This is a genomic window from Microbacterium aurugineum (genome assembly GCF_023101205.1).
GTDB lineage: Bacteria > Actinomycetota > Actinomycetes > Actinomycetales > Microbacteriaceae > Microbacterium > Microbacterium aurugineum.
The window spans coordinates 165,977-190,994 of the sequence record NZ_CP078078.1 but is presented as its reverse complement, the minus strand read 5'-3'; the positions used below and the strand labels follow the sequence as shown (position 1 = coordinate 190,994).

Here is a 25,018-nt window from a genome sequence, read left to right as displayed (position 1 = left end):
TCACACCCGGTGACGACGAACGCCGTCGACCCAGGTCTCGCGCACGGTGATCGCCGAGATCTCCTCGGCCGGAACGGACAGCGGATCGCCGGACAGCACCGCGAAGTCGGCGTACTTCCCGACTTCGAGGGAGCCCAGATCGTCGTCGCGGCCGATCGACGCGGCGCCCTCGATCGTGTGGGCGCGCAGCGCGGCGAGCGCGGAGATCCGCAGGTCATCCGGTCCGAGCGTGTGTCCGCGCCGGGTGACGCGGGTGACGGCGGTCTGGATGGCCTCGAGCGGGATCGGCTCCGCGACCGGCGCATCCGAGGAGATCGTGATCGGCACGCCGGCCCGTTCGAACTCCCCGAGCGGGTTGAAGCGCTCACCCGGGGTGCCGATCGCCTCCTCGACGCCCTCGCCCCAGTTGAAGTAGTGCTGCGTCTGGTTGACCGGACGGATGCCCGAGGCCGCCATCCGCGCGATCTGCTCGGGAGTCGGCAGACCGCAGTGCTCGATGCGGTGCCGGGCATCGGCATCCGGATGCTCGGCGAGCGCGGACTCGATCGCCGACACGACCATCTCGATCGCGGTGGGTGACTGCGCGTGCGTGGCCGTCTGCAGGCCCGCGGCGTGCGCCTTGCGGATGAGCCCGGCGTACTCGGCAGGCTCGTGGTACAACTGCCCGGTGCGGCAGGGGTCACCCACGTAGCCATCCGGGAAGTACGCGGTCCAGCCACCCAGCGTCCCGTCGGCGTAGAACTTGATGCCCGCGAAACTCAGGTGCGCGTTGCCGAACTGACCGACGAGTCCCATCTCGAGCGCCTCGTCGAGCAGGTGCGACAGCAGGTACATCGACACCCGCAGCTCGAGGCGCCCGGCCTCGGCGAGACGCAGGTACATGTCGAACTCGCGGCGCGTGACCTGGCAGTCGCCGATCGAGGTGACACCGCCGGCGAGGAAGCGCTGCGTCGCGGCATCCAGCTGGCGCAGGTGCTCCTCCGGCTCATCCGCGAGGTGGAAGTTCGGGCCGTGGTGGCCGATCTTCACGCCGTGCACGCCCGTGAGGATGTTGCAGGCGGCGTCCGACAGCTCACCCGTCAGCTCGCCCTCCGCGTCGCGGAAGAACTCGCCGCCGTCCGGGTTCGGGGTGTCCCGGTCGACGCCGCCCGCCTGCAGGGTGTACGAGTTCACGACACCGCCGTGGCCGGACGCGTTCATGAGGTACACCTCGCGATCGCTCGCGACCTCATCGAGCTCGAAGCGGGTGGGGTGCCGCTTCTCCGCCAGGTTCCGCTGCTCGTAGCCGTAGCCGCGCACCGGCCGTCCTGCGGGCAGGTCGGCGGCCGCCGCCTTCAGCAGTGCCACGATCTCGGGGATGCTGCCGGCCTTCTCGGGTCCGCAGTCGACCCAGGTCATCATCTGCCCGAACATGAGCGGATGCGCGTGGGCGTCGACGAACCCGGGGACCACGACCGCGTCACCGAGGTCGATGCGCTCTGGGGAGAGCCCCGCCCGTTCGACCGCCGCCTCGCACTCCGCGGGGGTGCCGATCGCGAGGATCCGTCCCCGGTCGGTCAGCATGGCCGTGGCCGTGGTGGCTGCGGCATCCGCGGTGTGGATCGCCTGCGCCGTCAGGAGGACGGGTGTCTCCTGCGCGGAGCGGTCGAAGGGGGTGAGCTTTCTCATGGCAGCCTGTTCGCGGTCGTGTCGGTGCGGGCGGTGAAGGAGGCGGTGACGGGGGCCTCGTCGGAGTGCTGCGGCGCGAGACGCGTGCAGACACCGGCGATGAGGGCCATACCGATGAACATCGCGATGACCGACCAGATGCTGCCCGTCCAGGCGATGAGCTGGGTCGCGAACCACGGGGAGAACCCGGCCCAGACCGCCGCGCCGACGCCGTAGGACAGCGCGATCGAGGTGTAGCGAGCCTGCGGACGGAACATCTGCGAGAGCAGGGCGGCGATCGGCGCGTAGGTGGCGCTCATCGCGATGCGCACCAGGGAGGCGAACAGGAAGATGAGCGGTTCGACTCGGCCGGGCAGGATCAGCAGGAACGGCACGAAGGTGAGCACCGAAGTGAGCAGTCCGAGGTACATGACGTTCTTCCGGCCCCACTTGTCACCCAGCCAGGCGACGGGAAGCGTCACCACGAACTCCACGAAGGAGGCGATCGTCATGGCGTCGAGGATGACCTGCTCGCTGATCGCGACCGTGTCGCCGGTGGCGTACGCCGTGGCGAAGGTGGTGGCCAGGTAGTAGCCGCCGGTCGAGATCGGCAGGATGCCGATGCCGAGGAGGATCGGACGCCAGTTGGTGCGCAGCGCGAAGGCGAGTGGCATCGACTGCTTGCGGCCCTCGATCTTCGCCTCGAAGACCGGGGACTCCTCGACGCGGTAGCGCACCCAGAACCCGACGCCGACCAGCACGATCGAGAGCAGGAAGGGGATGCGCCATCCGCCGTTGATGATGAAGTCGTCGCCCATGCGCGTCATGACGGCGAAGATTCCCGACGCCAGCAGCGCACCGGCCGGGTTGCCGAGCTGCGTGAAGCCGCCGTAGAAGGTCTTGGACTTCTCGGGGGCGTGCTCGACGCTCATGAGCACCGCGCCGCCCCACTCGCCGCCGACCGCGAGGCCCTGCACCGCACGGAGCAGGATCAGGAGGATCGGGGCGAGGATGCCGATGTTCTCGTAGGTCGGCAGGCAGCCCACGAGCACCGTGGCCGCGCCCATCATCAGCAGCGTGATGACGAGCGACACCCGGCGTCCGAGCTTGTCGCCGATGTGGCCGAAGATGATGCCGCCGAGGGGGCGGACGAGGAAGGCGACCGCGAAGGTCGCGAAGGCCGCTGCGGTCTCGGCGAGTCGGTCGCCGCTCGGGAAGAAGAGGGGACCGAAGACGAGCGCCGCCGCGGTCGCGTAGACGTAGAAGTCGTACCACTCGATCGTGGTGCCGACGAAGGCGGCGATGCCGGCGCGTCGTGCCCGGCTGTGGGTACCGGTGCTGGGTGTGGAGGTCATGAGGGTGCCCGCTCCTTTGCGGAAGATGTCGGATAGCGAAGGATGCTACGGACGTGCGGAGCAGTCGGCAAGGTCAGAACTCCAGCGAGAATGAGCATTCACTGGATTTCTGATCATGAAACCATGCAATGCTTCCCTTCTCGACGGCACAAGCGCTTCTAGACTGAACAAGCGCGCGGCGATCCGTGCGTTCGCGGGAATCTGACGAATCGAGGGCGACCATGAATTTCGACGCCGAACTCATCCGCGCGCTGCAGGAAGACGGTCGTGCCAGCATCCTCTCACTCGCCGAACGGCTCGGACAGTCGCGGGCGGCGGTCGCGGCGCGGTTGCGGACGATGCTCGCCGACCGCACGGTCCGGGTCGTCGCGGCCGTCGATCCGGTCTTCCTCGGGCAGCACGTGCTCGCCCACGTCTCCCTCCGCACCGACGGCACGGTCGAACACGTCGCCGAGCACCTGCGCGACATGAGCGAGACCGTGCTGGTCTCGGCGGTCGGGGGCTCGCACGACGTGGTCACCGAGGTGCGCGTCGGGTCGATGTCGGAGCTGCACGATCTGCTCGCGCTCATCCGTGCGATCGACGGCGTGCACGACATCAGCACCATCATCTACTCGACCGTGATCAAGGGCTTCTTCGTGTCCGAGTACCACGGTGACGTCACCCTCGACGTGATCGACGAAGCCCTGATCGAGCGACTCCAGGCGGACGGACGGGAGAGTTTTCGCGCCCTGGGTGAAGAGGTGCGCCTCTCCCCCTCGGCCGTCGCCACCCGGGTGCAGCGACTGATCGACGCCGGGGTCATCAAGATCAGCGCCGTCGAGGCGCGCGGGCTCGCGCACCGGCAGCTGTCGATGGGAGTCGGGATGACGCTCGGCGACGACGACGGGGCCGTGATCGACGAGCTCCGGCGCGGACGCGGAGTGGACTTCGCCGCACGAACACTCGGGCGGTTCGATGCGGTGGCGACGCTGGTCGAGCCCTCGGCCGGTGCGCTGTATGCGAGCCTCGAACGCCTGCGCGCTCTGCCCGGCGTCACCCGGATCGAAGCCTGGCTCCACCTGGCGGTCCTGAAGGAGGACTACGCCCGCACGCTCCGCCCCCTCCGTACGGACTGAGCCCCCTCCGCGCAGCACCCGCACCGGTGCGGGCTCGAAAACGCGCCGCTGCGGGCCGTCGGAGGCGCACTTCTGATCCCGCACCGGGCGTGTCGACGCGGCGCGCCGTCACCGGACGTTCACCGGGGGCCGCCAGACTTCCCCCATGAGCGAACCCGAATCTCGCCCTGGCGTCCCCGAGCCCGCAGCGACCGCCAACAGCGGTGCCGTCGCCGTCGTCGGCCTCGATCTGCGTGGCGAGACCCCCGCCCCCAGGAAGCAGGTCTACTCGTGGGCGCTGTGGGACTGGGCGACTCAACCGTTCAACACCGTCATCCTGACGTTCGTCTTCACCGCGCTCTACCTGGTCAGCGAGTCCTTCCTCCCCGCCGACATCGCGGCTCTGAGCGAAGACGATCCGGCCCGGCTCGCGGCGGAGGCGGACCTCGCATCCGGGCTCGGCCTCGGGTCCACCATCGCGGCCTTCGGCATCCTGCTCCTCGCGCCGGTGCTCGGACAGCGCGCCGATGCCGCGGGTCGGCAGAAGCTCTGGCTCGGGATCGGCACCGGCGCCCTGATCTTCTGCATGCTGGGACTGTGGTTCGTGGAGCCGGCCCCGAGTCTGTTCTGGCTGGGCGTCGCGCTCATCTCCGCGGCGACCGTGTTCCAGGAGATCGCGGCGGTGAACTCCAACGCGATGCTCATCGGCATCGCCACCCCGCGGAACGTCGGCCGCATCTCCGGTCTCGGATGGGGCTTCGGCTATCTCGGCGGCATCATCGCACTGGTGATCGTCGTGGTGCTGGACACCTTCGACTGGTTCGGGATGTCCACAGACAACGGACTCGCCTACCGGTTGATCGCGGTCGGCTGCGCGGTGTGGGCGATCATCTTCAGCATCCCGATCTTCCTCAATGTGCCGGAGCCCTCGCTCGGGCGCCCGGAGCGCAAGGTCGGCTTCTTCGCCTCGTACCCCCTGCTGGTCAAGGACGTCGCCGGGCTCTACCGCAACGAGGAGACCCGGCCCACCTTCTGGTATCTGCTGGCGAGCGCGGTGTTCCGTGACGGACTCGGCGGCGTCTTCGCCTTCGGTGCGATCATCGGGACGGCCGTCTTCAACTTCGGCACGCAGGACATCATCATCTTCGGCATCGCGGCGAACCTGATCGCCGGAGTCTCGACCATCGCCGCAGGGCGACTCGACGATCGACTCGGACCGAAGCGGATCATCCTCGCCTCGATCGGCTCGATGATCGTCGCGGGCCTCGCGGTGTTCTTCCTGCGGGACGCCGGGTCGATGGTGTTCTGGGTCGGCGGCCTCATCCTGTGCGCATTCGTCGGACCGGCTCAGGCGGCGGCCCGGTCGTTCCTGGCCAGGGTCACCCCGGCCGGCCGCGAGGGCGAGATCTTCGGCCTGTACGCCACGACGGGCCGCGCGGCGAGCTGGATGGCCTCCGGCGCCTGGACCCTGCTGATCGTGCTGACGAGTCAGACCGCCTTCGGCATCCTGGGCATCGTGATCGTGCTGCTCGCCGGCTTCCTCCTGCTGCTGCCGGTGAAGGCGCCGCGCTGACGGAAGTCCCCCGTTCACAACTCCGGAGAAACGGGCCGAAACCGCACCTTCCGGGGCGCTCAGACGGCGGGGCGCCGATTTCTTCCTGAGTTGTGCACGGATCGTCGGTCAGGACCGTCGGTCAGGACCGTCGGTCAGGTTCGCGTCGGCCTGACCGGCTCAGCGCTGCCAGTTGTCGGCGAGCTTGTTGAGCAGCCGGGCGAGTTCGACGCGCTCCTCGTCGGTGAATGAGGTGAGCGCGGTCGTCAGCATCTCGCGACGCTCACCACGCATGCCGCGGGCGAGGCGGCGGCCTTCGTCGGTCAGTGCGATACGCGTGCGCCGCGCGTCGTCCGGGTCGGCCTCGCGGCGCACATAGCCGCGCTCGACGCCTTGCTGGACGAGCCGTGACGCTCGCGGCTGATCGACGCCGATCGCGGCACCGAGGTCGCTCACGCTGAGGGGAGTCGCCGCCGCGGCCAGCGCCTCCAGCATCCGCATGCGGGCAGGACCACCGAGGCGCCCGGACGGGTCGGCCATCCACGGCGGCATGCCCGGATGGCCGCGGTGGTGATCGAAGTGATCGTGCACGTGGTCGCTGTGAGTCCCCTGCGGTCCGCCGTGCCGACCGTGGGGACCGCCTCTCCCGCCGTGCCCCCGATCGCCCGGACGACGTCCTCGCAGGCGGGACAGCGCCTGCGCGATGGCTTCGGCCGGATCCGATTCCGCGGGTTCGTTCTTGTCGGTGGTCACCCTCTGATTTTACATGCGACTTGACATGCATCGTTACTGCATGTCACACTACATGTACATGCACTGTGACATACACATGCACCCCGACAACGAAGGACTTTCCATGAACATTTCTGAATCACACAACCCTGAGAACACCACCCGCCCCTTCGGCTACTGGCTGAAGGCCGCCGACCGCCTCATGGCGGCCGAGTTCGCCACCGCCTTCGACCGCGAGCACGCGAACCGCCGCGACTGGCGGATGCTCAATGCCGTCGACGGCACCGTCGCCCCGGATCGCCCACTCAAGGCGCACAAGTTGCGCGACCTGATCGAGCGCGGCTGGATCGCCGCCGACGGCGAGGACTGGACGCTCACCGACGAAGGCCGCGCGGCGAAGGATCGCCTCGGCACCATCGTCGACGAGATCCGCGCGAAGGTCGCCGATGCCGTATCCCCCGAGGACATGGCCACCACCCTCGCGTCGCTGGAGAAGATCGCGCGCGCGTTCGGCTGGGACGAGGAGACCCCTCTGCCCCGCGGACGTCGGCACGGCTTCGGCGGCCCCCGGCATGGTCGCGGAGCCCGGCACGGCTTCGGACGCCCGTTCCGCCGGGGCTTCGGCCCGGGCATGGACGCCGAGTACGGATGCCGTCACGACGACGGCCACGGCGAACGGCACGCCCACGCGCAGAGCCACGGCCACGGCCACGGCCACACCCACGGACACGGACACGGACACGGACACGGACACGGACACCCTCGCGCCGGACGGATGGCGCAGCACGCGTTCGAACGCGGCTTCGAGGCGGGCTTCACCCGCGGTCGCGACGCCTGACGCTCCGGCCACCATCGACGAGACGCCTCATCCGACAGCGGGTGAGGCGTCTCGTGCGCCTGGGGTCGACGTCAGAGGTCGGCGCCTGGGGTCGACGTCAGAGGTCGAGGAGCGCCACCGCGGACTCCGCCGCGCCGGCAGCACGGAGGCGAGCGCGGATCGCGGCGGCCGCGAGCGCGTAGGGGCGCTCATCGTCCATCAGCAGCGAGCGCGCATTGGCCTCCTCGTTCAAGGCGACCAGCTCGAAGGCGAGAATCTCCGCATCGGCATCGATCTCCCCCACGGCGACCGCGTGGCGGATCTGAGCTTCGAGGTAGCCGTACCAGTCGACCAGTGCCGCACGCACCGCATCGCTCACGGGCCCGGACTTCGAGTCGACGTCGGCTGCCGTGGCGGCGAAGAAGCACCCACCGGCGAAGACCCGTTCCTTCGAGTACGCGAGGGAGTTGCGCAACAGCGCGGCGAGGCGGTGGACACCCCGCGGATGCTCCCGGGCGGGCTCGACGATCTGCGCGGTGAAGATCTCCCGCGCGGCCTCGACCGTGGCGAGCTGCAGGCCCTCCTTGCTCCGGAAGAGCGTGGCGATGCTGCTCTTGCTCGACCCGGAGGCTTCGGCGAGCCGGCCGATGGTCAGCCCGTCCAGCCCCTCGACGGAGGCGAGATCGGTCGCACTGTCCAGCACGATGCGGCGCGAGGCATCACCACGCGCTCGCCGTCCGTCCTGCACCACATGAATCGACATGCCTCTAGTATACGAACGATCGTTCGCCTAGTATACGTATGATCGTTCGTATTGTTTGGCGAAGGAGTTCCCATGCCGTCCCTCCCCGCACTGCTCACCCGCACCATCCATGCCGCCGCCCGCGTCTCGCCCACGTTCGCGGGCGACCTCGCCTACCGCCTCTTCTTCACCACCTCCCCGCGGATGCCGGTGCGCGAGGCCGATGCCCCGACACTCGACGACGCGCGCCGCGGGACCCTGCACGTGCGAGGCATCGAGGTGTCCACCTACGAGTGGGGCGGCGGCCCTCACGCGGTGCTGCTCCTGCACGGATGGCGCGGCCGAGCCTCGCAGTTCGCCCCGCTCGTGCGCGAACTGGTCGCGGAGGGGTTCCGCGTGATCGCGTTCGACGCACCCGCGCACGGCACCTCCGGCGGCGGTCGCACCGATGTGCGTGACTGGGTGGACGCCGCCGAGCAGCTGCACGCCGTGCACGGGCCCTTCGCCACGATCGTCGGGCACTCGTTCGGCGCCTTCGCCGCGTTGACCGTAGCCCGGTCGACCGTGCCGACCGGCGCCGTCGCCGCGATCGCCGGTGCGGCCGGCCCCGACGCCTTCCTCGCGGAGTTCGCGAGAGAGCTCCGCCTCGATCCCGCGACGACCGCGAGGCTCACGGAGCGATTCCATCGGCGGCTCGGTCTGGACCGGGCCACGGTCTCGGCGCGCTACGACGCCGCGCGGCATCCGCTTCCGAGGGAGACCGCACTGCTGGTCGTGCACGATCGCGATGACCGACGGATGCCGGATTCCGACTCCCTGCGGCTGCACGAAGCCCACGGCGAGCGCTCCCGCCTGCTCCGCACCGAAGGGCTCGGCCACACCCGCGTGCTGTCGGCGGATGCGACCCTCGATGCGGTCGTCGCGCTCGTGACGGGCGGGCTCGAGGCCGTCGATGCGCTCGGGTCGATCGCACCGGATGAGACTCAGACCCGTCGACGGACTCCGCGCCGCACCACCGGAAGAACCGCGGCCGCCACGACCACGACAGCGGCCACGAGCACTGCCACGACGAAGCCGCCGGTGACGAGGACGGCGGCGATGGTGCCGAACACGGCGATCCCGAGCCCGCCTCCGAGCGCGAATCCGATTTCCTGAATCGCTCCCACCTGTCCGGCCTGGTCCTCGGTCGTCGCCTCGAACAGCGCCGTCGCGGCGAGTGTCGCACCGACGCCGAACCCGAGGCCGACGAGCACGAGCGGGATCGCCACGACGGCCGGGTCGAGCGCGAGCCACCCCAGCCCCACGGCCTGCAGGACGAGCGCCAGCACCGTGAGGGAGTTCGCCGACAGCACGCGCAGCGCCAGCGGCGCCAGCACGCCCCCGATCGCGATGGCCGCGGCCTGGGGCAGCAGCGCGATGCCCGCCTCGGCCGCACTCTGCCCGCGGGTGTCCTGCAGGTGCAGACTCACCAACAGCACGGAAGCCGCCGACGCACCGCTGCTCACGACGATACGGACGATCGCAGGGCTGAAGCCCGGGATCCGGAAGAGCCCCATGTCGATGAGCGGATCGCGGAGCCGACGCTGCCGACGCACGAAGAAGATCAGGCTCGACGTCGCGATGAGGGCCGCGATCCCGGCCGAGAAGGGCGCGGCGAGGGCCTCATGGAGCGCGAAGACGAGAGCGCCGAGCGCGAGGATCGAGGACAGGATGCTCAGCACGTCCCAGGAGGGCAGCAGGGCACTGCGTGAGTCCGGCACGAGCCACAGGGCCAGCACTCCGGCGATCAGCGCGAGCGGAACGCTGCCCAGCATCAGCCAGCGCCAACCCGGCCCCTCGGCCAGCAGCCCACCGAGCACCGGACCGAGTGCGCTTCCCGTGCCGAACGTCGCCGTCCACAACCCGTAGGCGAGGACACGCTCGCGCGCCTGGAACTTGGCCCCGATCGTCGAGACCACTCCCGCGACCACGAAGGCCTCCGCGACCCCCAGCAGAGCACGGACGACGATGAGCAGCAGGCCGCTCGTGGCCATCCCACCCACGGCGTTGAGTGCGGCGAAGGCCGCCAAGCCGATCAGGACGATGCTCTTGCGTCCGAACGCGTCACCGATCCGGGAGGCGAGGATCAGTGTCGCCGCCAGGGAGAGGGCGTACACGTCGACGAGCCAGAGCCCCTCGATGTCGGTCAGTCCCAGGTCGCCCCGGATCGCAGGGAGGGCGGTGGAGACACTGCTGATCGCGAGAGCGCCGATGAGGATCCCGAGCAGGAGCGGGACCATCGCGAGCCAGAGGCGGACGGACGAACGGGACGGGACACGGATGGGGGTTGTGGTCACACCCTCAGTCTGCAAAGGTACACACAGGAGCCACAAGTACGGTCATTTCTGATACGTACGGACATTTTGGATACTGTGGAGGGCCGACAGGTGAGAGAGAAGACGGAACGGATCGTCCGCGAGTGGACCGAATCGTGCGACGCCGAAGTGTCTATCGCGGTGCTCGGGGGCGCCTGGAAGCCCAGCATCCTCACCCTCCTCGGCGAACATGAGGTGCTTCGCTTCGGCGAGCTCGGACGGCTGCTGCAGGATCCGACCCCGCGCGTGCTCACGCGTCAACTGCGCGAGCTCGAGGCCGACGGCCTCATCACCCGGACCGTCTACCGCCAGGTGCCACCGAAGGTCGAATATCGACTGAGCGAGCTGGGTGCGAGCGCCGGGCAGCTGCTGACCGAGCTCACCCGCTGGGGGACGCTCTACGCAGGACGACAGCGCACGGCGGTGGACGCATGATCACGTGTGTCGTGACGTACACGATCGATCCGAAGAAGATCGACGCCTTCGAGTCGTTCGGGCGCGCATGGATCGAGCTCGTGGGACGCCACGGGGGTGTCCACCACGGCTACTTCCTCCCGTCCGAGGGAGCGAGCGACGAGGCCCTCGCCCTGTTCACCTTCCCCTCCTTCGCCGACTACGAGGTGTACCGGGCGAGGTTCGGGGTCGATCCGGAGTTCATCGAAGCCGACCGCATCCGGGATGAGAGCGGCTGCGTGCTGCGCTACGAGCGCACGTTCATGCGCCCCCTGCTGCCCTCCGACCTCTGACGTCCGGGCCCTGACATCCGGGCTCTGACGTCAGGCCTCTGACGACGTTCAGATCCGGCGCGGGCCCGGACCGTCGTCGGCGAGCGCATCCTCGGGGTTCAGCAACCGGCAGGCCTTGAGCGACAGGCACCCGCAGCCGATGCAGCCGGTGATCTCGCGACGGAGGTGCTCGAGCTGGGTGCGACGGATGTCGAGCTGCTCACGCCACAGCCTTGCGACCCGCTGCCAGTCCCGCTGAGAGGGCGACTCATCGGCAGGCAGGCTCTGGAAGACCTCGTGCACATCGGTGAGGGGGATGCCGAGGCGTTTCGCGACCACGATCAACGAGATCCGCCGCAGCATGTGCCGCCGGTATCGGCGTTGATTCCCTGCGGTCCGGGTCGACGAGATCAGCCCCAGTTGCTCGTAGAAGTGCAGGGATGTCGCCGGGACGCCGGTGCGCCGGACGACCTCGCCGATGGCGAGCAGATCGTCGGGTTCCAAAGACATCGCCGCCTCCTCTTGACCTCGAGTTTACTCGAGGTATTAGCGTGACGATCGGCCGCCGAGAACCGGCGCCGACGGGCGAGACCAGCGCCCGCTCCGACGCCACGAAGGGCAGCCGATGACTCAGACACCGCACCGCACGCACCCCGCCGGAAGCTGGCGCGAACTGCTCGGCAGCCGCTACGCGCCGATCGCCTCCGTGCTCGCGGGAGGCGTGCTCCTCGAGGCGAGCAACGTCTATCTCACGACGAGCCTGCTCCCCACGATCGTCGGGGACATCGGTGGCGCGGAGTTCTACGCCTGGACGATGACGACCTTCCTGCTGGCTTCCGTGGTCAGCTCGATGATGGTCAGCCGAATCCTCACGCAACGGGGTGCGGTGCAGGCCTACCTGTGGGCACTCGGCCTGTTCGGACTCGGCTCGCTGCTCTGCGCCGCGAGTCCGTGGATGTGGGCACTGCTCGGCGGTCGGGCCGTGCAGGGTCTCGGCGGCGGTCTGCTCGCCGGACTCGGCTATGCGCTCATCCAGCGCACCCTCCCCGAGCGCCTCTGGGCACGGGCCGCCGCCCTCGTGTCGGCCATGTGGGGCGTCGGCAACATCGTCGGCCCGGTGGTGGGAGGCGTCTTCGCGCAGCTGGACGCCTGGCGCGTGACGTTCATCGGATTGGCCGTCGTCTCGGCACTGATCGGCATCGTCGTCGTGCGCGCCCTGCCGCAGACCACTCGGATGCGATCGAGCGAGTCCGTCCCGTGGACATCCCTCGTCCTCCTCGCCAGTGGCGTCGCCGCCGTGGGTGTCGCGAGCATCGTCCCCGCCGGTTTCGGCACGGGAGTCGCCATCGTCGTCGGTGTCGTCCTCGGTGCGTGGTTCCTTCGTCACGAGCGGCGAGGGGGCAACGGCATCCTGCCGCGCGTCACGTTCGCCGCAGGGTCCTCACTCGGATGGGTGTACATCACCGTCGCCGTCCTGGCCTTCGCGATCGGCACCGAGGCGTTCATCCCGCTGTTCGGGCAGGAGATCGGCGGGCTGATGCCCTTCGTCGCCGGCCTGCTCGGTGCCGCGCTCTCGCTCGGGTGGTCGGTCACGCAGGTGTTCACGGCCAACGCCACCGGCGTCCGCTCCCGTCGCCTGCTCATCACCATCGGCCCGGTGACGGTCGCCGCCGGCCTCACCGGCTACGGACTCCTCCAGCACGAGGGCCCGTCCGCGCTCGTCATCGCGCTCTGGTTCGCCACACTGTTCCTCGCCGGTGCCGGCATCGGCCTGGGATTCCCCCATCTGACCGTCGCCGCGCTCGGCAGCACGCCCGGCGAGGAGGAAGGTGCCAAGGCAGCCGCAGCCGTGAACACGGTCTTCATCATCGCGAGCGCGTTCAGTGCCGCGATGGCCGGGGTGCTCGTCAACCTCGCGATGCCCGACGTCGTCGACGCGGCCCGACTCCTGATGCTGGTCTTCGCCGGAGTCACTCTTCTCGGCGCATTCGTCGCCAGAGGGGCGAGCTGGGGCATCGGCGAAGACTCCGACGTCGACAACCGCACCGACACCGACACCAACACCAACACCAACACCAACGAAATGGAAACGCCGTGATCCCCTTCGGACCCCAGCTCATCGGCCAGACGGAGAAGGCGCTGAGCGCGCTCCTGCAGACCGTCCTCACCCCTCACGACCTCAGCGAACGCGAGTGGATCTCGCTGAGGCTCACCGCACAGTTCGACGGCGCCGGGGAGCTCGACGCCTTCCTGGCCGATCGTCTCCCCGCCACGGAGGTCGGACCGATCCTCACGGACCTGCGCCACCGTGGACTCCTCGCCGGCTCCGCGCTCACTCCGACGGGCGAGGCACGGGTCGCCGAGATCGGCCGGGAGATCGCAGACCTGACAGGGCCCCTGTGGGCGGACCTCGACCCGCACGAGACCGACGCCGCGGCCGCGGTCCTGAACCGCGTCCTCGACAAGGCACGCCTCCTGCTCCTGCGGGGCGCCACGGCGGGCTGAGCCCTTCGGCACACCCGGAGCCGGAGTCGGCGCCGGAGTCGGCGCGGTTCGGCATCGGACGTAGGCTGGATCGGTGGCGGAATCCCGGGGAAGAGTATGGACCGGCGTCCTCCGCGTCGAACCGCACCGCGGTGATCACCGAGTGGCGCTCCGCGCGGCGATCAGCGTGGCGGCGCCGTTGCTCGTGCTGTGGATGCTGGGCCGCCTCGACCTGAGCATCTACGCGAGCTTCGGCGCCTTCGCCGCGCTGTACGGGCGCCATGACGTGTTCCGCGATCGCATCCGGATGCAGGCGAGCGCCGGGGGCATCATCCTCGCCTCGATGCTCGTCGGCACCGCCCTGTCGGTTCTCGCCGTCCCCGCCCCGGTCAGCATCCTCGTCGTCGCCGTCATCGCCTCCGCCGTCACCCTGCTCGCGTACACGATGCGGTGGCACCCGCCGGGGCCGCTGTTCCCGGTGTTCGCGGTCGGGGCGTGCGCGACCATCCCGGCCACGATCGCCTCGTTCGGCGATGTGCTGTTGGTCGGCGGACCGAGCGTCCTGTTCGGACTCGCGATCACCGCGCTCATCGGGGTCTTCACGCGCCGCACGGACGACGTGCCGCCGAAGACCCTGCAGCCCGTGGGCCCGATCGCCCGAGAGATGGCCCTGTCGGTCGGCGTCGCCATCATCGGGGCAGGCTTCGCCGGGCTGCTGATCATGGACTCGCACTGGTACTGGGCGGCCGTCGGCGCAGTCGCCGCCGTCAGCGGGCCGCAACTCAACGCCCGCGTGATCCGCGGTATCCAGCGTCTGCTCGGGACGCTGCTCGGCGTGCTCGTCGCGGCCGGGATCCTCGTCTTCGACCTGCCGCCGCTCGCGGTCATCGCCCTCGTGGTGCTGCTGCAGGCCGCCGCCGAACTCTTCGTCGGACGCAACTACGGCATCGCGATGGTGTTCATCACCCCGCTCGCACTGCTCATGGTGCACCTCGCCGCGCCGACGCCCGTCGACGTGCTCCTGCAGGATCGCGCGATCGAGACGATCATCGGGGTGACCGTCGGCACGCTTGTCGCCGTCGCTTCGGCCGCGTTGCGCCGGCGACCGGTCAGGAAGAGCGTCTGACCTCAGGCATGTGCGCTCGTCATGAGCAGCATCCCGGCCAGCATGAGGAGACACCACCAGAAGCCGAATCTCTCGACGTGGTCCGCACGTGCGCTGCCCGCCCGCAGCAGCAGCCATCCACCGAGCACGGCAAAGCCGAGGATCACGACGAGTACCGGCGCGCCGAACGCCCGCCCATGCGCATGGCCGGCGAAGCCGAGCGCCAGGTAGGGGACTGCCATGAGGAGACCCATCGCGAACGGGTCGCCGACGGCCCCGGGCGGCAACCGGCGGCGTCGAGCACGCGCGCCGGAGAGCGCAGCCCAGAAGAAGAACGCGAACATTGCACCGATACCCGCCAACGAGGTGTGTCCCTGCGCAGCGACGGGCACCATGAGCAGGACCATGGCTCCCGCCGCCGTGATATGAGCACCAAGGGTCAGACAGTCACTCCGACCTCGCGCTCGCCGGGGGCGGACGGGGCGACTCAGGCCGTCCACACCGTCTTGGCGTTCACGAACTCGCGGATGCCGAAGGAACCGAGCTCGCGGCCGTAGCCCGAGTCCTTGACCCCGCCGAACGGCAGTCCGAAGAACGAGGCGGAGTTGCCGTTCGCGAACACGCTGCCGAACTCCAACTCGGCCTGCAGCCGGGCGATCTCGTCGGGATCGGCCGACCACACGCCAGCGGCGAGCCCGAAGTCGGAGTCGTTCGCGGCCGCGATCGCCTCGTCGATCGATGTCACCTTGTACACGCACGCGACGGGTCCGAAGCACTCCTCGCGGAAGATGCGCATCTCGGGGGTGACCTCCGTGAGCACGGTCGCCGGGTAGAACCAGCCGGGGCCGTCGGGCAGCTCGCCGCCGACGCGCACCGTGACACCCTTGGCCACGGCATCCGCCACCAGTTCGTGTGCGTCCGCGCGCACCTGCGCGGTGGCCATGGGCCCGAATCCGGTGCCCTCGGCGAGCGGGTCGCCGTACGTGGTGGCCGCCATGTGCGCGACGAAGGCCTCGAGCCACTCGTCGTACACGTCGGCGTGCACGAAGAACCGCTTGGCGCAGATGCACGACTGGCCGCTGTTCTGCGTGCGCGATGCCGCGGCGAACTGCGCCGAGCGTGCGACGTTGGCCGACGGCATGACCACGAACGCGTCGGTTCCGCCGAGCTCCAGCACGCTCTTCTTGATGTTGCGTCCCGCCGCAGCGGCGACCGCGGCCCCCGCCCCGACCGAACCCGTGAGGGTGACGGCGCGAATGCGCCGGTCGTCGATCAGCGCCGAGGCTGCGGCACCCTCGATCAGCAGGGTCTGGAACGCTCCCTCCGGGAAGCCGGCGCGCTGGAACAGCTCGCCCAAGTAAAGGGCGGTCTGGGGCACGCTCGAAGCGTGCTTGAGGAGTCCGGTGTTGCCGGCCATGAGGGCCGGGGCTGCGAAGCGGATCACCTGCCAGAACGGATAGTTCCACGGCATCACCGCCAGCACGGTGCCCAGCGGCTGGAACACCACGCTCGCGGCCGATGCTCCGACAGACGCCGCGGGCACGGGCTCTTCCGGCGCGAGGTATCCCTCGGCGTGCTCGGCGTACCAGCGCATGCCGTTGGCCGACTTGGTCACCTCGTACTTCGCGGTGCCGATGGTCTTCCCCATCTCGAGCACGGCGAGGGTTGCCGCGTGCTCGAGGTCGGCGTCGAGCAGGTCGGCAGCGCGACGCATCCACTCCGCGCGCTGCACGAAGGTCGTCTTCGCCATCAGGGCGTTGGCGGCATCCGCTTTCGCCAGGATCTCCTCCACCTGTGCGGGCGTGTGGGCGGCGAACTCCCGCACCATCTCGCCCGTCGTCGGGTCGATCGTCGCAATGGTCATGAGCACTCCTCGTGGATCAGGGCTGTGTGGTTCAGGGGTGGGGTCGGGGCGATCACTTGCCATACCCCTTCGTGAGTCCGGCGATGTACTGCCGGGAGAAGACGGCGAACAGGATCACGAGCGGCACCGCGCCGAGCGTGAGCGAGGCGAGCAGGGCCGGGTAGTCGTTCTGGAACTGCCCGACGAACTGCTGCACGCCGAGCGTGACCGTCTGGTTCTGCTTGTTGGGCGCGAGGATCAACGGGAACCACAGGTCGTTCCACACCGGGAGCATCGTGATCGACGCGACCGCGGCAATGCCGACCCGTACGATCGGCAGGGTGATGCCGAGCGTGCGCCACTCCCCTGCCCCGTCGATGCGCGCGGCCTCCTTGAGTTCGTTCGGCACGGCCCGGAAGTAGGTGGTCATCAGGGCGATCGCAAGCGGCAGCTGCATCGCCGTGTAGACCAGGATGAGTGCGGTCAGCGTGTCCATGAGACCCCACGACGTCATGATCTTGATCAGCGGAACCGTGCCGAGACGGATCGGCAGCATGATTCCCACGACGAAGAACCCGGCCAGCACCGGCGTGATCGGCACCTTGTACTCAACGAGCGCCCACGCCGCAAGGGTGCCCAGCACGATCGTGAGCACGATCGTGGCGAGCGTGACGATCAGGCTGTTCTGGTAATTGAGCAGGAAGTTCCCTCGGGTGAACACGTTGATGTAGCCCTGCAGGTTGAACGTCTCGGCGTCGGGCAGGGCGAACGGAGCGCCGAAGATGCCCTGCGTCGTCTTGAACGAATTCATCAGGACGATCAGGATCGGCACGACCGAGAACAGTCCCATCGCGATCAGCAGCAGATGCACGCCCCCTCCGGAGAGGACGTCGGCCAGACGGCGGGGGCGACGGCGGCGCACGGGGATGGCTTCGGGGAGCGGACGGTTGCTCGGGGCGGCCGGAGCGGGGCGGGTGTCGATGGACATCGTGGTCTCCTAGAGCTCGTAGGTCTTCAGGCGGCGCTGCACGAGCCAGAAGTACGCGGCGGTGGTCACCAGGATGAGGAGGAAGATCACCGATGCGACGGTGGCCCCTAGGTCGAGGTCGGCGACCTGCCCGCTGGACCCGAAGAACGATCGGTAGAAGAAGGTGCCGAGGATGTCGGTGGAGTAGTTCGGCCCGGGAGCCGAGCCGTTCAGGGCGTAGACGATGTCGAAGCCGTTGAAGGTCCAGATGTACGTGAGGATCACGATCAATCCGAACTGGGGCGCGATGAGCGGAAACTTGATGCGCCAGAATGCGGTCCAGGACCCTGCCCCGTCGATGCGGGAGGCCTCGATCACATCATCCGGGATCGCGAGGAGAGCCGTGTAGAGGAAGATCATCGGGATGCCGATGTACTGCCAGACCGACATGAGCGAGATGGTCGGCAGCGCGGTCGCCTCGGTGCCCAGCAACGGGAACTCGACCAGTCCCCACAGCGGGTTGATGATGAGACGCCAGATGAAGCCGACGATCACGACCGAGAGCGTCGCGGGGATGAAGAGCAGGGTGCGATAGACGCCGACCGAGCGGCGCAGCCGCCCCGAGGTGAGCAAGGCCGCCATGAGCAGACCGATCGGCAACTCGACGAGCAGGTGGATGAGGAAGAACTCGACGTTGTTGCCGAGTGCGTTCCAGAACCGCGCATTCGTCGTCGGATTGGTGAACAGGTCGACGTAGTTGGCCGTACCGACGAAGGCGCTGGTCTGCCCGCTCGACTCGAAGAAGCTGAGCACGACCGAGCTGATCAGCGGGTAGACCGAGAAAGCCACGTAGACCAGGAGGGCGGGCAGCACGAACATCGCCAGCAGGCGGTATCGGGCGGGTGTGCGAATCATGCGACGTCTTTCGGTCGGCGCGCGATGGTGCGGCCGGGGGCGGAGTGCGCCGCCCCCGGCCGGACCTCACTGCGCGGGCGTGTACCAGGAGTCGAGGCCGGCCTGCAGCTCGGCTGTCGCCTCCTCGGGGCTGAGCCCGCTGTTGTACATGAGTTGCGCGACACGCCAGATCTCGTCGTCGAGCGGCGGCTGTCCTGCACTCAGACGGTCGAGCGCGAGACGAGAGGTGAGCTCGGCTCCCTCCTTCAGGTCGGCGAACTCCTGCGCCAGCGCGTTGTCGTACTTGACGGGTTCACCGCCCATCGAGAAGAAGCCGGGCAGCTTGTTGACGTACAGCTGCTGGAACTCGCTCGTGCCGAGCCACTCCAGGAACTCGGTCGCGGCCTCCTTCTGCGTGCTGGCGGCGTTCAGACCGAAGGCCATGTCGGCCATCTCCTGCTGGTAACGCTGGTCGCCCTTGGCTGCGGGCGGCGCCCCGAAGACGCCGACGTCGAGACCGGTCGAAGTGACCTGGGAAATCTGCCAAGAGCCGTCGGGCAGGATCGCCGCCTTGCCGAGCGTGAACAGCTGCGTCATATCTTCATACGAGATCGACTCGAAGCCGTTCGGCAGGTAGCCCTTGAAGGAGTCGAAGATGCGGAAGCCCTCGACGAAGTCGGGGTCGGTCAGCCTCTGCGTGCCGTCGATGAGTCCGAGCCGGCCCTCTTCGCCCTTCCAGGCGTTGGGTCCGACCTGGTACAGCATGTTGTACGCGAGCTGCCAGCCGTCGGCACTGCCCAGAGCGAGCGGCGCGTACTGTCCGTCCTCCTTGATCGCGTCGAGCACCTCGAGGAACTCCTCCTGCGTCTGCGGCACCTCGAGCCCCAGCTCATCGAAGATCGCGGCGTTGTAGTAGAAGCCGGCGAGGACGGAGGCGACGGGCACGCAGTACGGCGTACCGTCGTCGCCCTCCCAGGCGGCGAGCGCGGATTCGGGGAACGAGCCGATCGCGTCGAGCCCGTCGAGTGGCTCGAAATAGCCCTTGTCGATCCATGCCCGGTTGACGTCGAAGGGGCGGCACATGATCACGTCTGGACCGGTGCCGCCGTCGATCTGCGACTGGATCGCGGCGTTGTAGTCGTTCGTATCGATGGGCGCGTACTCGACTGTGATACCGGGGTGGCTGGCCTCGAACGCGGGGATGATGTCGTTCTCCCACATCGTGGCGTCTTCCGTGCGCCAGGTGCCGAGCGTGAGGGTGACCGAGTCGGGATCGTCACCGCTGCCAACCGCGCATCCGGCAAGACCGAGGGCGAGCGTGGTGACGGCGAGGGCGGCGAGTGGTGCTGTGGCAGAACGCATCATGACCTTCTCTCTGAGCGGACGCGCGGTCTCGGGAGGACCTGCCACACCATTGCGGCGGCGCGCGGTGCTGGTCAGCATATATAGGTCTCAATGCGGTAGCAAGAGGTATCTAAATAATTCAATGATTGTCCTTACTATCTCCGTTCTGCTAGACATTCATAAGACAAGTGGTATCTTGTGGACAACAACTCTCGAAGGAGGCCCCCGTGATTCGTGTCGGCATCCTCGGCTCCGGGTTCATCGCTGACTCGTACGCCGACTCCCTGCTCGACGTGCGCGACGGCGTGCTCGCTGCGAACTTCTCCCGCGACGCCGAACGCGGCGCTGACTTCGCCGCCCGCTGGAACAGCCCGCAGACCTACACCGACATCGCAGAGCTCTGCGCGAACCCCGACATCGACGTCGTCGTGGTCGCCCTGCCGAACGAGGCCCATGTCGACGCGGTTCGCATCGCAGCGGCCGCCGGCAAGGGCATCATCTGCACCAAGCCGCTCGCGCGCACAGGAGCGGAGGCCGCCGAGATTCTGCGCATCGTCGAGGAGGCCGGCGTCTGGCACGGCTACGCCGAGAGCTCGGTGTTCTCCCCCAACGTGGCCAAGGCGCACGAGATGGCCAAGGCCGGGGGCATCGGCGAGCTGCTCACCATGCGTGCCCGCGAAGCACACTCCGGTCCGCACGCCCCGCACTTCTGGGATGCCGAAACCGCCGGCGGAGGCGCCCTGCTCGACATGGGCTGCCACACCGTCGAGTCGGCCAGGCACTTCTTCGGCAAGGACAACCCTGTCACCGAGGTGTTCGCATGGGGGTCGACGCTGGTCCACACCGATAAGACCACTGGCGAGGACACCGCCGTCGCCCTGCTCAAGTTCGCCAAAGGACAGCTCGCGATCATCGAGTCGTCTTGGGCGGAGAAGGGCGGAATGCAGCTGCGGCACGAGTTCAGCGGCACCGAGGGCCGCCTCGTCACCGACACGTCCGTGACCCCGGTGTGGGGATTCCTCGGACGCCCGACCGGCTATCTGGTCGAGAAGGCCGACTCCGAGACCGGATGGGTGCACCCCGTCCCCGAAGAGACGCGCGCCTACGGCTTCTCGCAGCAGATGCGCCACTTCATCGACCACTACGCGGCAGGCACGACGCCGATGGAGACGTTCGAAGACGGATGGATCGTCAACTGCATCCTCGACGCCTGCTACCGGGCCATGCGCTCGGGTACCTGGGAACCCGTGCGCCTCGAGCGCTGAGCATCCCACCCCCGACGCCAGATAAGGAGACCGGACGAATGACGAACACACTGCCAGCCGGCGCCAACGCGCTGCTTGCGACCCTCACTGCCGAGGAGATCGTCGCCAACCGCGCAGCCCTCGAGGCCGCGGGGATCGCGACCTCGAACACGCACTACTCCTACGTGGGCCTGATCGCGCCGGACAAGCGCCGCGTGCTCACGGGAGAGTCGCTCCCCCGACTCGTTCGGAGCTTCCTGATCGACATGACCACCGGCGTCTCGCACGACGTCGTGGTCGATCCGGCTTCGGGCAGCGTCGTGTCGTCGCGCGAGCTCGACCCCGCCGTCGACGGCGCCGTACCCGTGGTGCTCCGCGAATTCGGCTACGTCGAAGAGGTCGTGCACAAGGACGAGCGCTGGATCGCCGCGATGGCCAAGCGAGGACTGACCGATCTGAGTCAGCTGCGCGTCAACCCGCTCTCGGCCGGGGTGCTCGCCGACCACGAGAGCGGGCGCCGCATCCAGCGCTGCTTCACGTTCGTGCAGCGCACGCCGGACGACCTCGGATGGGCCCACCCTGTGGACGGCGTGACCGTGATGGTCGACGTCGTGACGGGCGAAGTGCTCGACGTGATCGACTACGTCGACCTCCCCGTGCCGCAGGAAGACGGCAACTACCACCTGGAGTCGTGGCGCGGCCCCGACCGCGAAGGGCTCAAGCCCATCGCCATCTCCCAGCCGGAGGGCCCCAGCTTCACGATCGACGAGAATGGCGTGCTCGACTGGGCCGGCTGGCGCCTGCAGGTCGGCTTCGACCAGCGCGAAGGCCTGGTTCTGCATGACGTGTCGATCGCCGACGGTGATGTGCAGCGCTCGGTGCTCTACCGCGCCTCGATCGCCGAGATGGTCGTGCCCTACGGCGACCCCAGCCCACAGCGCTGGTTCCAGAACTTCTTCGACGGCGGCGAGTACCTCTTCGGCGGCTTCGCGAACTCCCTCGAGCTGGGTTGCGACTGCGTCGGCGACATCACCTACCTGGATGCCGTCGTCGCAGGCAACGACGGAGACGCCCGCGTGGTGCGCCAGGCGATCTGCATCCACGAGGAGGATGCAGGTGTGCTCTGGAAGCACTCCGACAACTGGAACGGCTCTTCAGAGACCCGACGCAACCGTCGACTCGTCGTGAGCTTCTTCATGACCGTGGGTAACTACGACTACGGCTTCTACTGGTACTTCGGCCTCGACGGCACGATCGAGTTCGAGGTCAAGGCCACCGGCATCGTCTTCACGTCCGCCTACCCGGGCAAGGGCTACCCGTTCGCGACCGAAGTGGCCCCCGGCCTCGGCGCCCCGAACCACCAGCACCTGTTCAGCGCGCGCCTCGACGTCGCCGTCGACGGCCTCACGAACGCCGTCGACGAGATCGAGGCAGCCGCTGTGCCGCGCGGGCCGGAGAACCCGCACGGCACCGGATTCACGCAGAAGATCACCCGACTGCGCACCGAGTCGGAAGCGCAGCGCGTCGCGGACAACCTCACGGGACGAGTGTGGTTCGTCGGCAACACCGAGGTGCAGAACCGCCTCGGTGAGCCGGTCGGCTGGGTGCTCTACCCCGAGGGTAAGCCGCTGCTGCTCGCCGATGCCGACTCCGACATCCACAGGCGCGCCACCTTCACGACCAAGCACCTGTGGGTCACGGCCTACGAGCCCGACGAGCTGTACCCGGCAGGAGACTTCGTGAACCTGCATCCGGGTGGCGCCGGCATCCCGCAGTGGGTCGCGGCGGATCGACCCGTCGACGGCACCGACATCGTGCTGTGGCACACGTTCGGGCTCACGCATTTCCCGCGCATCGAGGACTGGCCGATCATGCCGGTCGACACCGCCGGGTTCGTGCTCAAACCGCACGGGTTCTTCGGGCGCAACCCTTCCCTCGACATCCCCGGTACCGCCGATCACTGCGCGCCATCGGCGGACCACCACGACCACCACGCCGGGCATTGACCCGACGAGCACGAGCACAAGGAACGACATGGACGGATACATCAGCTACGCCGAGGCGACCGCAGCCCAGGCCGACGCCCTCGCGACCGCGATCCCACACATCGAGCGGCAGGTCGACGAGCTGGCCGCCCACGGCGCGCTGGGCGAGGTCGGACCACTCTTCCTCGGCATCGGCGCGAGCCTCGCCGCTGCCGCTCCCGCCGTCTGGCACCTGCGCAAGCGCGGCATCACCGCGTGGCGACTGGATGCCGGCGACACCCCGCTGCCGCTGGCCACCGGAGAGCACCCCGTCATCGCGGTCTCGCAGAGCGGACGCAGCAGCGAGACCATCGCGGCGCTGAACACGATCCCGACCGCGCTCCGGTACGGCGTGGTGAACACCGTACCGTCGCCGCTTTCCGACCTCGCGACGAGCCTGGTCGGGTTGGGGTCGATCCCCGACAGTTACGCCTCGACCATCGGGTACACCGCCACCGTCGTCGCGCTCGGCATGCTGTCGGAGGCCTGGGCCGGCGGCGCCGTCGACCCGGCCTGGCACGACTTCGCCGCACTCTTCCGCAAGACTGAGGCCATGCTCGCCCCACAGATCGACCGCGCTGCGGCTCTGATCGCCTCCGCGCCGAGCCTCGACTTCGTCGGCGGGGGCGCGTCGACCGGATCAGCCGAGGCCGGAGCACTGTTGTTCCGCGAGGTCGCGCGCATTCCCGCCAGCGCGATGGGCACGCGCCAGTACTTGCACGGCTCGATGGAGTCGGCGGGCGAGGGCGCGCACATCTTGTTCGGTGAAGAACGCGAGCACGAGGTCGCCCGCACGCTCAGCGGTGCGGGGCACCGCGTCATCCTCGTCACGACCGACGACGTCGACGGCGCCAAGAACCTCGAGACGATCCGCCTGCCGCACAGCTCGTCGAATGCGCGCGCCCTGCTCGAGGCGCTGTTCCTGCAGGGACTCGTCGCCGCCGTCGCGCAGTCGCGAGGCGTGGAGATCGAGGAGTTCGTGTTCCACAACGGCGACACGAAGGTGGATGTCGGGGCCGCACAGTGACGGCAGCCGACGACACGACGGCTCTCATCGTCGGCATGGACGTGGGCGGCACCAAGGCCGCGGTCCGCGCGACCGATGTGACCGGACGCGTCGTCACCGACGTCGTGGTGAGCTCGGCGGAGTGGGACGCAGAGCCGGCGGATGCTGCTGCCGCCTGGTTGGTCGACGTGCTCGCACGGGCACTGCCCTCAGGGGCGTCTGTCCGCGCGCTCGCGATCGGCGCACAGGGCCTCGACAGGTCTGAGGTCGCGCACGACCTGGAGCACGCGCTGCGTACGCACGGCTTCACCCGCGTGCAGTGCGTCAACGACGCAGCCCTCCTCGTGCCGGCAGCCGGCCTCACGGAAGGCATCGGGCTGATCGCGGGCACCGGCGCCATCGGCGTCGGTGCGGATGCCGCGGGAGCACCGCTCGTGACGGGCGGCTGGGGCTGGGTCATCGGTGACGAGGCGGGGGCCGCAGGACTGGTCCGCGAGGCCACGAGGGCCGCGCTCCTCGCGTATGACGATGGCGCGCCCGACGACGGACTCCTCGGCGCACTGCTCGCCGACTTCGACGTCGCCGACGCCGAGCGCCTCGCGCGCATCGTCAACGACGAGCCGACCATGGCCAACTGGGGCCCGCACGCCCCCGCGGTGTTCCGCGCCGCCGACGCCGGGTCGACCCTCGCCGTCGGAGTGATCGACGACGGCGCCTCACACCTCGTGCGCCTGGTCGATCAACTGCGTCGCCGCGGTGCCGCAGGCCGCACCGTCGTGGCGGCCGGCGGCGTGATCACCGCTCAGCCCCGGCTGGCCGCATCGGTGCGCGCACTGCTCGTGGCACGGCATCCGGAGCTGGACTTCGTGATCCTCGGCGACCAGCCCGTCGCCGGCGCCTGGTTCCTCGCGAACCGCCTGGGCTGACCCGGGTTTTGCGTTTCTCCTCGATGATCCAGAGCTGATGGTCGCCCCCCCGGTCACGACCCATGATTCGCCCATCCACCGCACCGCATACGGCGTCGGGCAGCCAGGGGAGCGGCTCGTCCGCGCCGCGCGCGTGATCGATCCGCATCCGAGAGGACAA

23 protein-coding genes and 1 pseudogene are annotated in these 25,018 nt (G+C 68.8%); 13 read left to right on the top strand and 11 right to left on the bottom strand.

Annotation, left to right across the window (positions count from 1 at the left end; translation table 11 throughout):
• On the bottom strand, positions 1-1,668 hold the full coding sequence (locus KV397_RS00925; RefSeq protein WP_261811938.1) for an amidohydrolase: 1,668 nt from the start codon (positions 1,666-1,668) through the stop codon (positions 1-3).
• The gene (locus KV397_RS00920) at positions 1,665-3,002 is read right to left on the bottom strand and encodes an MFS transporter (RefSeq protein ID WP_232763932.1); all 1,338 of its coding nucleotides are present in this window, start codon (positions 3,000-3,002) and stop codon (positions 1,665-1,667) included. Before KV397_RS00920 ends, KV397_RS00925 begins: the two co-directional genes overlap by 4 nt.
• Positions 3,003-3,223: 221 nt before the next feature.
• On the opposite strand from KV397_RS00920, the gene KV397_RS00915 reads away from it, so the two are divergent.
• Positions 3,224-4,120, top strand: a complete 897-nt coding sequence (locus tag KV397_RS00915; RefSeq protein ID WP_261811937.1) for an Lrp/AsnC family transcriptional regulator — start codon at positions 3,224-3,226, stop codon at positions 4,118-4,120.
• A gap of 145 nt (positions 4,121-4,265) precedes the next feature.
• On the top strand, positions 4,266-5,672 hold the full coding sequence (locus KV397_RS00910) for an MFS transporter (protein WP_131493636.1): 1,407 nt from the start codon (positions 4,266-4,268) through the stop codon (positions 5,670-5,672).
• Positions 5,673-5,831: 159 nt separating this feature from the next.
• Here the strand turns inward: KV397_RS00910 and KV397_RS00905 are convergent, their stop codons facing one another.
• Positions 5,832-6,404, bottom strand: a complete 573-nt coding sequence (locus KV397_RS00905) for a MarR family winged helix-turn-helix transcriptional regulator (protein WP_261811936.1) — start codon at positions 6,402-6,404, stop codon at positions 5,832-5,834.
• Positions 6,405-6,507: 103 nt separating this feature from the next.
• On the opposite strand from KV397_RS00905, the gene KV397_RS00900 reads away from it, so the two are divergent.
• Positions 6,508-7,221: a hypothetical protein gene (locus KV397_RS00900; RefSeq protein WP_261811935.1), complete on the top strand. Its 714-nt coding sequence runs from the start codon at positions 6,508-6,510 to the stop codon at positions 7,219-7,221.
• A 97-nt stretch (positions 7,222-7,318) separates the two neighbouring features.
• On the opposite strand, the gene KV397_RS00895 is transcribed toward KV397_RS00900, so the two are convergent.
• Positions 7,319-7,963: a TetR/AcrR family transcriptional regulator gene (locus KV397_RS00895; protein WP_261811934.1), complete on the bottom strand. Its 645-nt coding sequence runs from the start codon at positions 7,961-7,963 to the stop codon at positions 7,319-7,321.
• Positions 7,964-8,035: 72 nt separating this feature from the next.
• Between KV397_RS00895 and KV397_RS00890 the strand changes: the two genes are divergently transcribed.
• Positions 8,036-9,097, top strand: coding sequence for an alpha/beta fold hydrolase (locus KV397_RS00890; RefSeq protein ID WP_261811933.1), 1,062 nt, complete (start codon positions 8,036-8,038; stop codon positions 9,095-9,097).
• Positions 9,098-9,120: 23 nt separating this feature from the next.
• On the opposite strand, the pseudogene KV397_RS00885 reads toward KV397_RS00890, so the two are convergent.
• A pseudogene (locus KV397_RS00885) lies at positions 9,121-10,221 on the bottom strand (MFS transporter); the annotation flags it as partial.
• 147 nt (positions 10,222-10,368) lie between these two features.
• Between KV397_RS00885 and KV397_RS00880 the strand changes: the two are divergent.
• Together KV397_RS00880 and KV397_RS00875 are read left to right on the top strand one after the other, a co-directional pair.
• Positions 10,369-10,731 (top strand): winged helix-turn-helix transcriptional regulator, encoded by a 363-nt coding sequence (locus tag KV397_RS00880; protein WP_052193813.1) that lies wholly within the window; start codon positions 10,369-10,371, stop codon positions 10,729-10,731.
• Positions 10,728-11,042, top strand: a complete 315-nt coding sequence (locus KV397_RS00875; protein WP_261811932.1) for an NIPSNAP family protein — start codon at positions 10,728-10,730, stop codon at positions 11,040-11,042. Before KV397_RS00880 ends, KV397_RS00875 begins: the two co-directional genes overlap by 4 nt.
• 48 nt (positions 11,043-11,090) lie before the next feature.
• Here the strand turns inward: KV397_RS00875 and soxR are convergent, their stop codons facing one another.
• Positions 11,091-11,531 (bottom strand): redox-sensitive transcriptional activator SoxR, encoded by a 441-nt coding sequence (gene soxR, locus KV397_RS00870; protein ID WP_047524236.1) that lies wholly within the window; start codon positions 11,529-11,531, stop codon positions 11,091-11,093.
• A 115-nt stretch (positions 11,532-11,646) separates the two neighbouring features.
• On the opposite strand from soxR, the gene KV397_RS00865 reads away from it, so the two are divergent.
• The 3 genes from KV397_RS00865 to KV397_RS00855 all read left to right on the top strand — a co-directional run bounded on the left by KV397_RS00865 (position 11,647) and on the right by KV397_RS00855 (position 14,631).
• Positions 11,647-13,119: an MFS transporter gene (locus tag KV397_RS00865; RefSeq protein ID WP_261811931.1), complete on the top strand. Its 1,473-nt coding sequence runs from the start codon at positions 11,647-11,649 to the stop codon at positions 13,117-13,119.
• Entirely contained in the window at positions 13,116-13,526 is a 411-nt protein-coding gene (locus KV397_RS00860) for a hypothetical protein (RefSeq protein ID WP_131493648.1), read from the top strand. The genes KV397_RS00865 and KV397_RS00860 overlap by 4 nt, the downstream gene beginning before the upstream one ends.
• Before the next feature lie 142 nt (positions 13,527-13,668).
• Positions 13,669-14,631, top strand: a complete 963-nt coding sequence (locus KV397_RS00855; protein WP_261811930.1) for an FUSC family protein — start codon at positions 13,669-13,671, stop codon at positions 14,629-14,631.
• Positions 14,632-14,633: 2 nt separating this feature from the next.
• Here KV397_RS00855 and KV397_RS00850 read toward each other — a convergent pair whose 3' ends face one another.
• The 5 genes from KV397_RS00850 to KV397_RS00830 form a co-directional block, all read right to left on the bottom strand.
• Positions 14,634-15,017 (bottom strand): hypothetical protein, encoded by a 384-nt coding sequence (locus KV397_RS00850; protein WP_261811929.1) that lies wholly within the window; start codon positions 15,015-15,017, stop codon positions 14,634-14,636.
• An 80-nt stretch (positions 15,018-15,097) separates the two neighbouring features.
• A complete protein-coding gene (locus KV397_RS00845) occupies positions 15,098-16,474 on the bottom strand; it encodes an aldehyde dehydrogenase family protein (protein WP_261811928.1) in 1,377 nt (458 codons plus the stop codon).
• 52 nt (positions 16,475-16,526) lie between these two features.
• Positions 16,527-17,441, bottom strand: coding sequence for a carbohydrate ABC transporter permease (locus tag KV397_RS00840; RefSeq protein WP_153243095.1), 915 nt, complete (start codon positions 17,439-17,441; stop codon positions 16,527-16,529).
• 9 nt (positions 17,442-17,450) lie between these two features.
• Entirely contained in the window at positions 17,451-18,335 is an 885-nt protein-coding gene (locus KV397_RS00835; protein ID WP_261811927.1) for a carbohydrate ABC transporter permease, read from the bottom strand.
• 66 nt (positions 18,336-18,401) lie between these two features.
• Complete coding sequence (locus KV397_RS00830) at positions 18,402-19,679, bottom strand: ABC transporter substrate-binding protein (protein ID WP_261811926.1); 1,278 nt, start codon at positions 19,677-19,679, stop codon at positions 18,402-18,404.
• Positions 19,680-19,885: 206 nt separating this feature from the next.
• Between KV397_RS00830 and KV397_RS00825 the strand changes: the two genes are divergently transcribed.
• The 4 genes from KV397_RS00825 to KV397_RS00810 are packed head-to-tail and all read left to right on the top strand — an operon-like array spanning position 19,886 to position 24,858.
• Positions 19,886-20,923, top strand: coding sequence for a Gfo/Idh/MocA family protein (locus tag KV397_RS00825; RefSeq protein WP_153243098.1), 1,038 nt, complete (start codon positions 19,886-19,888; stop codon positions 20,921-20,923).
• A gap of 38 nt (positions 20,924-20,961) precedes the next feature.
• Positions 20,962-22,908 carry a primary-amine oxidase gene (locus tag KV397_RS00820; protein WP_261811925.1) on the top strand — a complete coding sequence of 649 codons (1,947 nt, stop codon included), beginning with the start codon at positions 20,962-20,964 and terminating at the stop codon, positions 22,906-22,908.
• A 28-nt stretch (positions 22,909-22,936) separates the two neighbouring features.
• A complete protein-coding gene (locus KV397_RS00815; protein WP_153243100.1) occupies positions 22,937-23,953 on the top strand; it encodes an SIS domain-containing protein in 1,017 nt (338 codons plus the stop codon).
• Positions 23,950-24,858 (top strand): N-acetylglucosamine kinase, encoded by a 909-nt coding sequence (locus tag KV397_RS00810; RefSeq protein ID WP_227991836.1) that lies wholly within the window; start codon positions 23,950-23,952, stop codon positions 24,856-24,858. The genes KV397_RS00815 and KV397_RS00810 overlap by 4 nt, the downstream gene beginning before the upstream one ends.
• Positions 24,859-25,018 lie beyond the last annotated feature (160 nt).